Raw genomic sequence first — 13,251 nt, forward strand, 5'->3', positions numbered from 1 at the left:
GATTTGAAGCACTTAATGATTGCTGCTATAGTCGCGAACGCCGCCAAAAGCGGACGGGCAGCGCATAAACGGTTGACAACCGGCCCTGACCCACGCAATTCACCGGGCGGGAGGCCGCCCTGCAAGGCTTTCGGTGACAACGAAGGCATCAGGAAACGTAACAAGCGCGGGTGACATGAGGCCTGAAATACGCCGGATCGCAGAGTCGAGACTCGCCTTCCAGAGCGCAGAACCCACGGCCAGTTCACAAGGTGCAGTCGCTTCCAGGTGTTTCGAGCGCAAGTCCTGCGAACCACGCCTCGAGCCATGATGCGTGCGCTTCCATGGGAAGCGCGCGGTAAATGCCAACCCGCTGCGGATTCTGCGCGCGGCAGCACCCGAATTATCAGGGATACGTGTAGGGTGGAGACGCACGACCATCGGACTGTGTAGCAACAATGCTGTTCCAGACGCCTTATCGCGTCCGCTGCCGATGACCGATTCCTCCTCCTGACAAAGCTTTTGCTGACTGGGTGCCCTTGGTCACCACAGCAAGCAGGAAACGTCGTCGCGACCCTCCAGCCCCGTTGGCCGGAGATGCTCGCTGGACACTGGTGCGCCCCTGGCGCTCCTGACGTGCTCTGACACCGACCGTGAGAAGTCGTGTGTGCCGAACGCCGTTTCCGGCAGCCCCGGAAACCGACGGTACTACATGAAAAGAATGCTGATTAACGCGACTCAACCCGAAGAGTTGCGTGTTGCACTGGTAGACGGCCAGCGCCTCTACGACCTGGACATCGAGTCCGGCGCCCGCGAGCAGAAGAAGGCCAACATCTACAAGGGCCGGATCACTCGCATCGAGCCGAGCCTGGAAGCCGCCTTCGTCGACTTCGGCTCCGAGCGTCACGGCTTCCTGCCTCTCAAGGAAATCTCCCGTGAATACTTCAAGAAGCCCCCCGAAGGCCGGGTCAACATCAAGGACGTCCTGAGCGAAGGCCAGGAAGTGATCGTCCAGGTGGAGAAGGAAGAGCGCGGCAACAAGGGCGCCGCCCTGACCACCTTCATCAGCCTCGCCGGTCGCTACCTGGTGCTGATGCCCAACAACCCGCGCGCCGGCGGCATCTCTCGCCGTATCGAAGGCGAAGAGCGCAACGAGCTGCGTGAAGCCCTCAATGGTCTGATCGCACCGGCCGACATGGGCCTGATCGTGCGCACCGCTGGCCTGGGCCGTAGCAGCGAAGAGATGCAGTGGGACCTCGACTACCTGCTGCAGTTGTGGACCGCCATCAAGGAAGCGTCCCAGGATCGCGCCGCGCCATTCCTGATCTACCAGGAAAGCAACGTCATCATCCGCGCCATCCGTGACTACCTGCGCCAGGACATCGGCGAAGTGCTGATCGACAGCGTCGAGGCCCAGGAAGAAGCCCTGACCTTCATCCGCCAGGTGATGCCGCAGTACGCCAGCAAGATCAAGCTGTACGAAGACAGCGTCCCGCTGTTCAACCGCTTCCAGATCGAAAGCCAGATCGAAACCGCCTTCCAGCGCGTCGTCGAACTGCCTTCCGGTGGTTCGATCGTCATCGACCCCACCGAGGCCCTGGTGTCCATCGACATCAACTCGGCGCGCGCCACCAAAGGCAGCGACATCGAAGAAACCGCCCTGCAGACCAACCTCGAAGCTGCCGAAGAGATCGCCCGTCAGCTGCGCCTGCGTGACATTGGCGGCCTGATCGTCATCGACTTCATCGACATGACCCCGGCCAAGAACCAGCGCGCCGTGGAAGAGAAAGTCCGCGAATGCCTGGAAGCCGACCGCGCCCGCGTGCAGGTTGGCCGCATCTCGCGCTTCGGCCTGCTGGAAATGTCGCGTCAGCGCCTGCGCCCTTCCCTGGGCGAGAGCAGTGGCATCGTCTGCCCACGCTGCAACGGCACCGGCATCATCCGTGACGTCGAATCCCTGTCGCTGGCCATCCTGCGCCTGATCGAGGAAGAAGCCCTCAAGGACCGCACTGCGGAAGTCCGTGCCCAGGTGCCGATCCCGGTCGCCGCCTTCCTGCTCAACGAGAAGCGCAACTCGATCACCAAGATCGAACTGCGTACCCGTGCGCGTATCGTCATCCTGCCGAACGACCACCTGGAAACGCCGCACTTCGAAGTGCAGCGCCTGCGTGACGACAACCCGGATGCCAACTCGCACAAATCCAGCTACGAAATCGCCGCAGCTGCCGCCGAAATCGAGGAAATGGCACCACAGGCCAGCGCGACCCGGACCCTGGTACGCCAGGAAGCGGCCGTGAAGACCGCCCCGGCCCGTGCCAACGCACCGGTCCCCGTGGAAGAAGCCGCCCCGGCCCCGGTCGCCCAGCCCGTTGCCGCACACGAGCCAAGCCTGTTCAAGGGCCTGGTGAAGTCGCTGGTCAGCCTGTTCGCCTCCAGCAAGCCGGAACCCGTCGCTCCGGCCGCCGCTGCCACCGAGAAGCCCGCCACCAGCGAGCGCCCGGCGCGCAACGAAGAACGCCGCAACGGTCGCCAGCAGAGCCGTGGCCGCAGCAACCGCCGCGACGAAGACCGCAAGCCACGCGAAGAGCGCGGCGAGCGTACTCCGCGCGAGGAACGTGCACCGCGCGAAGAACGTGCCCCACGTGAAGAACGTGCACCGCGCGAAGAGCGCGCCCCACGTGAGGAACGTGCACCGCGCGAAGAGCGCGCCCCACGCGAAGACCGCGCACCGCGCGAAGCCCGTGACGACTCCGCACCACGCGAAGAACGCCAGCCACGTGCACCGCGCGAGCGCAAGCCACGCGAAGAGCGCGTGCGCGAGCTGCGTGAGCCGCTGGACGCCGCACCAAGCGAAGCGCCATCGCTCGACAAGCCTGACACCCGCGAAGAGCGCGCACCACGTGAAGAACGTGTAGCTCGCGAAGAGCGCACCCCTCGCGAGGAACGCGCACCACGCGAAGAGCGTCAACCACGTCCACCACGTGAAGAGCGCCAGCCACGCGCCGAGCAGGCCGCTGCCGACGCTGACGAGGAAATCCTCAACGGCGAAGAGCAGGCCCATGACGATCAGCAGGAAGGAACCGACGGCGAACGTCCACGCCGCCGCTCCCGTGGCCAGCGCCGTCGCAGCAACCGTCGCGAGCGTCAGCGTGATGCCAACGGCGTGGAACTGGCCGAAGGCAGCGAAGAGACCACTGAAGGTCAAGGCGAAGCCGTCGCGGCCGGCCTGGTAGTCACCGCTGCCGTAGCCGGCGGTGTGATCAGCGCCAACGCAGAAGCCGACGCCAACCGTCAGGCAGAAGCGGCGGCCGAACAGGCCGACGCCGCTCCAGCAGCGACCCTCGAAGCGCCGGCTGCCAGCGAAGCTGCACCGCAGGAAGTTTCGTTCGAAGCCCCTGCTGCAGCCGTTGAAGCCCCTGCCGTGGAGGCTCCAGCGGTAGAGAGCAGCGAGCCCGCCGTGGTAGCGGCCGCGCCTGCAGTCGAACTGGCCAGCGAAGCGCCTGCTGCCGAGGTAGTGGCTGCCGACGACAAGCCGGCTGCCGCCTTTGTCCCGACTCCAGAGCCCGTGGCCGAACCGGCTGCAGAGCCGGTGAGCCAGCCGCAGATCGAGGCAGCTCCCGCCAGCGAGTCCGCCGAACTGAACGCACCTGTTGCGGCCAGCCCGGTCGAGGAAGCGCCAACGGCCAAGGAAGAGCCTGTAGCCTATGCCGCACCGGCCGCCGAGCCAACCCCGGTTGCCGCCCCGGTCGTGGAAGAAAAGCCAAGCCTGCCGGTCAGCAGCTCGGGCCGCGCGCCAAACGACCCACGTGAAGTGCGTCGCCGCAAGCGCGAGGAAGAAGAGCGTCGTCGCCAGCAGGCTGAGGCCGCTGCCGCAGCACCGGCCCAACAGCCGGTCGTTGAGGCGCCGGTCGTCGAAGCCCCAGCGGTCGAAGTGCCTGCTGCCGTCGAAGCACAGGTAGAAGCCCCTGTGGCCGAAACTGCGGCACCTGAGGCAGCCGAAGCTCGGAGCCCGGCAGACGCCGTGGCTGAAGCCCCGGCCGCCGAAGCAGCCGAAGCCAAGGCCGACGAGGCAGCAAGCGAAAGCAAGGCCGAGGAACACAGCCGCGAAAGCAAACCGCTGGCCTGATCCACCGCCATGAAAAAACCCCGCCTGCGCAAGCAAGCGGGGTTTTTTATTGCCTGTTGCAGCGAGCTGCTCACGCCGCTCGCCAGCACAGCGCTCAGTAGCGGTTCGGCTCCATCTCCAGAACAACTCCGAAACGTTCGAGGATATCGGCCTGGATGCGTTGAGCCAGGTTCAGCAGCTCCAGGCCACTGGCCTGCCCATGATTGACCAGCACCAGCGCCTGCAATCGATGCACCCCGGCATCGCCCTCACGAAAGCCTTTCCAGCCGGCCTGCTCGATCAGCCAGCCTGCCGCCAGCTTCACCTGCCCGTCGGCCTGAGCATAAGCCACCATCTGCGGGTAGCGTTGCTTGAGCAGTTGCGCCTGCTCGGCAGGAATCACCGGATTCTTGAAAAAGCTGCCGGCATTGGCCAGCTTGGCCGGGTCGGGCAGTTTTTCACTGCGGATCGAACAGATCGCCCGGCTCACGTCCATCGGGGTCGGTTGCTCGATGCCCTGCTCGCTCAGGCGCTGGCGCACCGGACCATATTCCAGGTGCAGCCTTGCCTCGCGCTGCAGCTGGAAACGCACCCGCAGAATGATCCATCGCCCCGGCTGCTGCTTGAACAGGCTGTCGCGGTAGCCAAAGGCACAATCGGTCAGGAAGAATTCGCGCAGCGCGCCGCTCTCACGATCCAGGGCGACCAGGCTGTGGAACACGTCCTTGATCTCGACCCCATAGGCACCGATGTTCTGCATGGGCGCAGCCCCCACCGTACCGGGAATCAGACTGAGGTTTTCCAGGCCTGCCAAGCCCTGCTCCAGACAGTGCAGCACGAACGGATGCCAGGGCTCACCAGCCTCGGCCTCGACCACCACCTGCCCGTCCTGCTCCTCGACAACCCGGATGCCACGACTGGCCATGCGCAACACCAGGCAGTTCAGGTCGGCAGTCAGCAGCAGGTTGCTGCCACCACCGACGACCAGCACCGGCATCGCCCGCGCATGCGCCAGGCCAAGCGCCTGGCGCACATCGTCGTCGCTGTGCGCTTCGGCGAACAGGCTGGCGCGCACATCCACAGCGAAGGTATTGAAGGGTTTCAGCGAAACCGCCGGGCGCACGTCCAGGCTCATTACCCCTCCAGCAGGCGCTTGACGCGCTCCAGATCTTCCGGAGTGTCGACGCCGGCGGGCGGCGCTTCCAGGGCATCGGCCACATGAATGCGTACGCCGTGCCACAGAGCCCGAAGCTGCTCCAGGGACTCGGTATTCTCCAGCCAGCACGGTCCCCAGGCGACGAAATCGTGCAGGAAACCAGCGCGGTAGGCGTAGATGCCGATATGGCGGCGATACGGAACGTTCGCCGGCAGCACGTCACGACTGGCGGCCAGGGCATCCCGCGCCCAAGGCAGAGGTGCACGACTGAAGGTCAGTGCCAGACCGTTGATGTCGGTCGCGACCTTGACCACGTTGGGATTGAACAACGACGCCACGTCCTCGATAGGTTCGGCGAGGGTGGCGATGGCCGCCTCGGGATGAGCGGCGAGGTTGGCCGCCACCTGATCGATGATCGCCGGGGGGATCAACGGCTCATCGCCCTGCACGTTGACCACGATGGCGTCGGCGGCCAAACCCAGCTGGGTCGCCACCTCGGCGAGGCGGTCGGTGCCGGAATTGTGGTCGTCACGGGTCATTAGCACCTCGGCACCGAAGGCCTGGCAGGCTTCGACGATACGCGCATCGTCGGTCGCCACCACCACGCGCCCAGCCTGGCTCTTGCAGGCCTGCTCCCAGACATGCTGGACCATGGGCTTGCCGGCGATGCTCTTGAGCGGCTTGCCGGGAAAGCGGCTGGAGCCGAAACGCGCCGGAATCACGACGGTGAAGGCAGCGCTCATTTATCCAGGCGCTCCTCGGTGGACAAGGTGCGGGCTTCGCTTTCCAGCATCACCGGAATGCCATCGCGAATCGGGTAGGCCAGGCCGGCGCCCTTGCTGATCAGCTCCGACTTGTCGTCGCTGAGCTTGAGGGGGCCCTTGCAGATCGGGCACGCGAGGATGTCGAGCAGTTTGGTATCCATGTGGGGTCCCATCAGTGTTTAAGATGCGCCAGCCAGTCATCGAACCGGCTGACGAAGGCCTCGGAAGGTTGCGCATCCACCGCCAGATACCACCAGTCGTCGGCCGCGAAGCCACGGCATTTCACCGCGTCCTTCTCGGTCATGACCAATGGCAGCGCCGGCGTGAAGCTCAGCGCCTGGGCATCGAACACGGCGTGGTCGGCGAAGGCATGCGCCACAGGCCGCCAGTTTAGCCCCTCGAGGGTATTGAAGAAACGCTGCGGATTACCGATGCCGGCCACCGCATGCACGGCCTGGCCGGGCGGAAAATGTTCGACGCCCACCCGCTGGCCACTGCGCAGGTTGACCAGCGCGGAGGGCCTGAGGGTGAAGGCGAAGCCATCGTCCTTGTCGGCCAGGGCGCCGTTGTAGAGCACGGCATCGACCGCCTGCAGGCGTTCGGCCGGTTCACGCAGCGGCCCGGCGGGCAGGCAACGGCGGTTGCCCAGGCCACGGGCGGCGTCGATCAGTACCAGCTCGAAATCACGCGCCAGCCGATAGTGCTGCAGGCCGTCGTCGGAAAGAATCAGGTCCAATGGCTCGCTGTCCAGCAAGGCGCGCACGGCGCGGCTGCGGTCAGGGTCGATCATCAGCGGCACGCCGCTGCGTTGCACGATCAGCAGCGGCTCGTCGCCCGCCTCGGTGGCGCTCTGCTCGGCGCGCACCCGCCAGGGCAGGCTCGGTGGCTTGGCGCCATAGCCACGGCTGACCACCCCGACCCGCAGGCCCTGACGGCGGCAATGCTCGATCAGCCAGAGGATCATCGGGGTCTTGCCGGTGCCACCTACGGTGATGTTACCCACCACCACGACCGGCACCGGCGCACGATAGATGCTGCCTTCACCGGCCAGAAAGCGCGCACGCTTGCGCTCGACCACCCGACGGTACAGGCACTCCAGCGGACGCAGCAAGGTCAGTGCCGGATGCCCCTGGTACCACGCGGCAAGCAAACGGTCGGTGAGTGCCATCAATTAGCCTGGGTCGCTTCGACCGTGGTCATGCGCAAGTGACTGAAACCCAGCTTGCCCGCAGCGTCCATGGCGGTGATCACCGCCTGATGCGGGGTCTTGCCGTCGGCACTGATCGACAGCGGCAGGCTGCTGTCGCCACCCGACTCGCGCTGCAACGCTTCGACCAGGCCATCCAGGTCGTTGCGCGGCAGCAGCTGGTTGTTCACCGAGAACACGCCATCGGCGTTGATGGCGATGTCCAGTTGCTTGCGCGCGGCATCATCGTTGGACGCCCCGGTGACTGACTGCGGCAGGTCGACGCGCAGCTGGGTTTCACGGGTGAAGGTGGTGGTGAGGATGAAGAACAGCAGCAGGATGAACACCACATCGATCAGGGCAACCAGGTTGATGTCGATGGTGTCGCGCGGCTTGCGGCGGCGAAACTTCACTTGCGCTTGCCCCCGGTCTTGGCCAGCGACTTGAGGTCAACCGGCGCATCGACCAGATCCACCTCACGATCGCCCTGCACCACTTCCACCAGGCGGATGGCCTGCTGTTCCATGCCTACCACCAGCTCGTCGACACGACTCTGCAGGTAGCGATGGAAGAAGATTGCCGGGATCGCCACCATCAGCCCCGATGCGGTACAGATCAGCGCCTTGGAGATCCCTCCGGCGAGCACCACGGCATTGCCTGTGTTACCGGCGGCGTTGAACGACGAGAAGATATCGATCATGCCCAGCACCGTACCCAGCAGGCCGAGCAGCGGCGCCATCGCGCCGATCGAGCCCAGCGCCGCCAGGTAGCGCTCCAGCTCGTGGATGACCCGCGCGGCAGCCTCTTCGATGCTTTCCTTCATGATTTCCCGGCCATGCTTGGAATTGGCCAGGCCGGCGGCGAGGATTTCACCCAAGGGCGAGTCGGCACGCAGCTGCTTGAGTTTGTCGCTGTCGAGTTTGTTTTCCTTGATCCACTGCCAGACCTGCCCGAGCAGGTGTGGCGGCGTGATCCTGCTGGCGCGCAAGGTCCACAGTCGCTCGATGATGATGCCGGCCGCGGCGATCGAGCTCAGAATGATTGGAAGCATCATCCAGCCGCCAGATTTGACCAGTTCCCACACAGTGCCGACTCCCTCTGAAAATGTCGGGCCACTCTACCATAGGGTCGTGCCGGTTGTTCGACCCCGACCGCTCAATCTCGCCAGAAGCGACGCTCAGCACGCGCACCAAGGGCTTCGCCGAAAGCCCCCAGGCGCAGGCTCACGGCGCCCTGCTCGCCGGTGTCATGCACGGTGATCCCCAGGCTTCGGTAACGGGCCAGTACAAGCGGGTGAGGATGCCCGAAACTGTTGTGCCGGCCGCGCGAAACCAGCGTCGCCTCAGGCATCACCCGGCGCAGCAGAGCCGCCGAAGAAGAAGTGCGGCTGCCATGATGAGGCGCCTGGAACCAGCGCGCGCGCAGCTCGAAGCCGGAATCCAGCAGCGCGCGCTCCGCTGCACCTTCGATGTCGCCGGTCAAGAGCAGGCGTTCGCCGTTGGCCTCCACGCTCAGCACGCAGGATGCATCGTTGCTATGCCGGGCAGCATCCCAGCGCCAGGTCGCGAAGCGTACCCCATCCCATTCCCAACGCTGCCCCACAACGCAGGCCTCGGCGCCTGGCAGCTCACCGGGCTCGCCCGCCAGCATCCGATCCACCGGCAAGGCGCGCTGCACGGCCGGCGCGCCACCGGCATGGTCGGCATGCGCATGGCTGACCAACAGCAGATCCAGGCGCGTGACACCGGCCTTGCGCAACACGGGCACCACCACGCGCTCGCCAATATCGAAATCCCCGGCGGCCGGGCCGGCGTCATACAGCAGGCGGTGATGCCGGGTACGGATCAGCACGGCCTGCCCCTGCCCCACGTCGAGCATCTGCACCTCGGCCTGTCCGGCGGGCAGCCGCTGTTGCGGCGCGAATGCACACATCAGCACCAGCGGCCATCCCAAGGGTCGGCACGGCACTCCGGCCGGTAGCAGCAGGCACAGCACACCGGCCAGGCACAGCCACCAGGCCCACATTGGCAGGCTCGGCGGCACCCAGGCCGGCCATTGCGCAGCGAACTCGGCCAAGACCCAGAACAGCAGGTGCAAGGCGCCACCCGCCAGCCACAGCAATGCCTCCCCGAGCAAGGGCACCGGCAGCAACAGGGTGCCGAGCAACGCCAGGGGCAATACCACCAGACTCACCCAGGGCACTGCCAGCAGGTTGGCCGCCGGACCACTGAGACTGACCGGCAGCCCCAGCGCCAGCAGCACCGGAAGCAGGCCGATTGCAATCAGCCATTGCGCACGGGTCCAGGCGCGCCACCAGGACCAGCCGCCGACTCGTCCGCCAAACGCCATGAGCAGTACACCGACCGCGCCGAACGACAACCAGAACCCAGGTTGCAGGCTGGCCAGCGGCTCCAGCAGCAACACGCCGTTGAGCGCCAACAGCCAGGGCCAGGTCGGCCCCAGGTGACGAAAGCGCAGGCGCCACCACAGCAGCAGGCCAACCATGATGCAAGCGCGCCGCACCGGCACGTCGAAGCCGGCCAGCCAGCCGTAACCCAGCGCCGCCGCAAAGGCCAGCGCGCACGCCCAGGGCAGCCAGGGCCAGCCCGACGGCCACAGGCCCCAGCGGGCCAGCGCCGCAATCAGCAGATAGAGCGCCCCGGCCAGCAGCCCGACATGCTGCCCGGAAATCACCAGCAGGTGCACCGTGCCGGTGTCCTGCAACACCTGCCAGTCGTCCCGCGACAAGCCCGAGCCGTCGCCCAGCACCAGCGCCGCCAGGGCGCCTTCCCGACCCTGGCCGTCCACAGCCAGCAGGCGTTGCCGCAGTGCCTCGCGCCAGGCGCCAGCGGCCGGGGCCAGGCGCTGTCCATCGACCACCGTGCCGGTGGCACCGATGCGCTGCGCCAACAGCCAGGCAGGGTAATCGAAGGTGCCGGGGTTGAGCAGCCCGTCCGGGCGCCGTAGCTTGACTGCCAGGCGCCAGCGCTCGCCACTGCGTACCTGTGGCCCGCCGCGCCAGCTCACCCGGATGCGCTGCGGCAAGCCGACACGGCGCGACTGCGCATCCTCAAGTTCGAAGCGCACCACTTCACCACGGCTGTCCGGCAGCCCGCTCACCCGGCCCTGCAGCCACAGTGTCCGGCCATCCAGGCTCGGTGCCAGGCGATCATCCAGGGCTGCCTGTGCCGAAACACAGGCCCAGGTGAAACCCAGCAACCAGAGCGCCAGCGGGTAAGTGCGATACGGCAGCAGCATCAGCGCCAGCAGTGGCATCAACAGCAACAGCCAGCCCGGCGGCAGTGCCGGCAGAAAACGCAGGCTCAGCAGCCCCAGCGCCAGCGCGACCATCCCCGTGCGCATGAGCAGTCTCCTTCCCTTGCGAAAAGGGCGAGAAGATCGATGCCGTAGCACGAGGCTTCAAGCGAGCTTTGTTACCGGTTTTGAACGGCCACGAGGACCAGGAATGAGGTGGGCCGCCGAGACTTGGCGGCCCGAGAGGCTCAGTGGCGCATGCCGCGGCCGCTGACCAGCAGGCGCACGCAGGCTATGTAGAGCACCACGGTGGCGCAGGCCATGAACGCCAGGGCGATGCTGATGCGGATATCCGACACGCCGAGGATGCCGTAGCGAAAGGCGTTGACCATATGCAGCACCGGGTTGGCCAGCGACACGGTCTGCCAGAATGGCGGCAGCAGGGTGATGGAGTAGAACACGCCACCCAGGTAGGTCAGCGGGGTCAGCACGAAGGTCGGGATGATCGAGATGTCATCGAAGTTGCGGGCGAACACCGCGTTGACGAAGCCCAGCAGCGAGAAGATGGTCGCGGTCAGCAGTACCACCACCACGGTCACGCCCAGGTGATGCACCTGCAGATCGGTGAAGAACATCGACAGCAGCGTGACGATCAGGCCGACCATCAGGCCACGCAGCACACCGCCCAGCACATAGCCGATGAGAATGATGTGCGGCGACACCGGCGAGACCATCAGTTCTTCGATGGAGTGCTGGAACTTGGCACCGAAAAAGCTAGACACCACGTTGCCGTAGGAGTTGGTGATGATCGACATCATGATCAGCCCCGGCACGATGTACTGCATGTAGCTGAAGCCGCCCATGTCGCCGATCTGTCGACCGATCAGGTTACCGAAGATCACGAAGTACAGGACCATGGTGATCGCCGGCGGCAGCAGGGTCTGCGGCCAGATGCGCATGAAGCGCCGCACTTCGCGGTAGACGATGGTGTTCAGCGCCACCAGGTTGGGGCGCAGTTCGCCCATAGGCTTGCTCATTGGGCCACCTTCGCCAGATTCTTTTCCACCAGAGACACGAACAGCTCTTCCAGACGGTTGGCCTTGTTGCGCAGGCTCAGCACTTCAATGCCCTGCTGGGCCAGCTGGCTGAACAGCGCGGTGATGCCAACGTTCTTGTCGACCTGCACTTCCAGGGTGTGCGCATCGATCAGCCGGCCGGGGAAACCTGGCAACTGGGGCGCTTGGGTGTACGACTGCTTGAGGTCGAGAACGAAGGTTTCCACGGTCAGGGTATTGAGCAGTTGCTTCATGCCCATGTTCTGCACGATCTCACCATGGTCGATGATGCCGATGTTGCGGCACAGCTGCTCGGCCTCCTCCAGGTAGTGGGTGGTGAGAATGATGGTGATGCCTTTCTGGTTCAGCTCGGTGAGGAAGCTCCACATCGAGCGGCGCAGTTCGATGTCCACCCCGGCGGTGGGTTCGTCGAGGATCAGCAGGCGCGGCTCGTGGATCAGCGCACGAGCGATCATCAGCCGGCGCTTCATGCCGCCGGACAGCGACCGCGACGGCACGTCGCGCTTGTCCCACAGGCCCAGCTGGGTCAGGTACTTCTCGGCGCGTTCCTTGGCGATGCGCGCCGGAATGCCGTAGTAGCCCGCCTGGGTGACGACGATGTCGAAGGTCTTCTCGAACTGGTTGAAGTTGAACTCCTGCGGCACCACGCCGATGGAACGCTTGAGCGCAGCCGGCTCACGGTCCAGGTCATGACCGAAGATGTTCACCGTACCGCTGGTCTTGTTCACCAGGGTAGAGAGAATGCCGATGGTCGTGGATTTGCCGGCGCCATTGGGGCCGAGCAAGGCGAAGAAGTCGCCTTCGGCAACGTCCAGGTCGATACCCTTGAGGGCCTGGAAGCCGTTGCCGTAGGTCTTGGTGAGCTGTCGGATGGACAGGGCAGAACTCATAGCGGAAAAAGCACCCATCAGGAAGGTTCTAGGAATTGATCAGGCTGGCGCACGCGGTGGTGCGCCAGTGGACTGCGGCCATGGTGCTAGGACAGACCACCCAAGTACAGACACATTCATTAATAATAATTATCGAAATGGCGCGACGTGGGTGGCGAGCGCTTCAGGTCAGTTCGGTCATCACGGCCTTGCGGAACGCCGGGCGGGCCTTGAGGCGCTCGTACCAGGCCTGCAGATGCGGCAGTGGCGCGCGCTCGATGGGCATCTCGAACCAGGCATAGGCGAAGCAGCCCAGCGGGACGTCACCCATGCCGAACTCCGCGCCCGACAGGTAAGGCTGCTCGGCCAGCGCCGCATCAGGAAGGGCCAGCAGCCCATTGAGCACCTCGATGCCCTGGCCGATGGCCTCGGGGTCACGCTTTTCCGGTGGTGTGCGCAGCAAGCCCCAGAACACCGGGCGAAACGGACCGGCCAAGGTCGAGGTGGTCCAATCCATCCATTTGTCCCCTTGGGCGCGCAGCACAGGGTCGGCGGGATACAGCGGTGTGTCGGGCGCGTAGCGGGCTGCCAGGTAGCGCACGATGGCATTGGATTCCCAGAGCACCAGCTCGCCGTCTTCGATCATTGGCACCCGGCCGTTGGGATTCTTGGCCCGATACTCCGGCTCGTCCACCACACCGAAGGCGCCGCCAGCGTCTTCGGTCAGGTACGGCACGCCCACCTCTTCGGCCATCCACAAGGCCTTGCGTACGTTGCTGGAATTCTTGCGGCCCCAGATCTTGAGCATTTCCCTTTCCTCCCTGTGATGACCACCGTTGGTCGGGCGACAGTCTAACCTGT

Annotated in this window: 11 protein-coding genes; 1 reads left to right on the plus strand and 10 read right to left on the minus strand. The window is 65.3% G+C overall.

Annotated elements, in window-relative coordinates:
* Positions 1–700 precede the first annotated feature (700 nt).
* Entirely contained in the window at positions 701–4,105 is a 3,405-nt protein-coding gene (gene rne / locus QZ497_RS11190) for a ribonuclease E (RefSeq protein ID WP_295474447.1), read from the plus strand.
* Between the two features lie 94 nt (positions 4,106–4,199).
* Here rne and murB read toward each other — a convergent pair whose 3' ends face one another.
* From murB to QZ497_RS11240, 10 genes are all read right to left on the minus strand, one after another.
* Positions 4,200–5,219: a UDP-N-acetylmuramate dehydrogenase gene (gene murB / locus QZ497_RS11195; protein WP_295474450.1), complete on the minus strand. Its 1,020-nt coding sequence runs from the start codon at positions 5,217–5,219 to the stop codon at positions 4,200–4,202.
* Positions 5,219–5,983 carry a 3-deoxy-manno-octulosonate cytidylyltransferase gene (kdsB, locus tag QZ497_RS11200; RefSeq protein ID WP_295474453.1) on the minus strand — a complete coding sequence of 255 codons (765 nt, stop codon included), beginning with the start codon at positions 5,981–5,983 and terminating at the stop codon, positions 5,219–5,221. Before kdsB ends, murB begins: the two co-directional genes overlap by 1 nt.
* Positions 5,980–6,165, minus strand: coding sequence for a Trm112 family protein (locus tag QZ497_RS11205; protein ID WP_295474456.1), 186 nt, complete (start codon positions 6,163–6,165; stop codon positions 5,980–5,982). Before QZ497_RS11205 ends, kdsB begins: the two co-directional genes overlap by 4 nt.
* A gap of 11 nt (positions 6,166–6,176) precedes the next feature.
* The gene (gene lpxK / locus QZ497_RS11210; protein WP_295474460.1) at positions 6,177–7,172 is read right to left on the minus strand and encodes a tetraacyldisaccharide 4'-kinase; all 996 of its coding nucleotides are present in this window, start codon (positions 7,170–7,172) and stop codon (positions 6,177–6,179) included.
* The gene (locus tag QZ497_RS11215; RefSeq protein ID WP_295474463.1) at positions 7,172–7,603 is read right to left on the minus strand and encodes a biopolymer transporter ExbD; all 432 of its coding nucleotides are present in this window, start codon (positions 7,601–7,603) and stop codon (positions 7,172–7,174) included. Before QZ497_RS11215 ends, lpxK begins: the two co-directional genes overlap by 1 nt.
* Positions 7,600–8,274 carry a MotA/TolQ/ExbB proton channel family protein gene (locus QZ497_RS11220; RefSeq protein WP_295474466.1) on the minus strand — a complete coding sequence of 225 codons (675 nt, stop codon included), beginning with the start codon at positions 8,272–8,274 and terminating at the stop codon, positions 7,600–7,602. Before QZ497_RS11220 ends, QZ497_RS11215 begins: the two co-directional genes overlap by 4 nt.
* Before the next feature lie 71 nt (positions 8,275–8,345).
* Complete coding sequence (locus QZ497_RS11225) at positions 8,346–10,553, minus strand: DNA internalization-related competence protein ComEC/Rec2 (protein ID WP_295474469.1); 2,208 nt, start codon at positions 10,551–10,553, stop codon at positions 8,346–8,348.
* Positions 10,554–10,693: 140 nt separating this feature from the next.
* Positions 10,694–11,482 (minus strand): ABC transporter permease, encoded by a 789-nt coding sequence (locus QZ497_RS11230; RefSeq protein WP_295474472.1) that lies wholly within the window; start codon positions 11,480–11,482, stop codon positions 10,694–10,696.
* Positions 11,479–12,411 carry an ABC transporter ATP-binding protein gene (locus tag QZ497_RS11235; protein ID WP_295474474.1) on the minus strand — a complete coding sequence of 311 codons (933 nt, stop codon included), beginning with the start codon at positions 12,409–12,411 and terminating at the stop codon, positions 11,479–11,481. Before QZ497_RS11235 ends, QZ497_RS11230 begins: the two co-directional genes overlap by 4 nt.
* A gap of 163 nt (positions 12,412–12,574) precedes the next feature.
* On the minus strand, positions 12,575–13,198 hold the full coding sequence (locus tag QZ497_RS11240; protein ID WP_295474477.1) for a glutathione S-transferase: 624 nt from the start codon (positions 13,196–13,198) through the stop codon (positions 12,575–12,577).
* Between the last annotated feature and the right edge of the window lie 53 nt (positions 13,199–13,251).

The sequence above is a fragment of the uncultured Pseudomonas sp. genome (genome assembly GCF_913777995.1).
In the GTDB taxonomy this organism is placed as follows: Bacteria; Pseudomonadota; Gammaproteobacteria; order Pseudomonadales; family Pseudomonadaceae; genus Aquipseudomonas.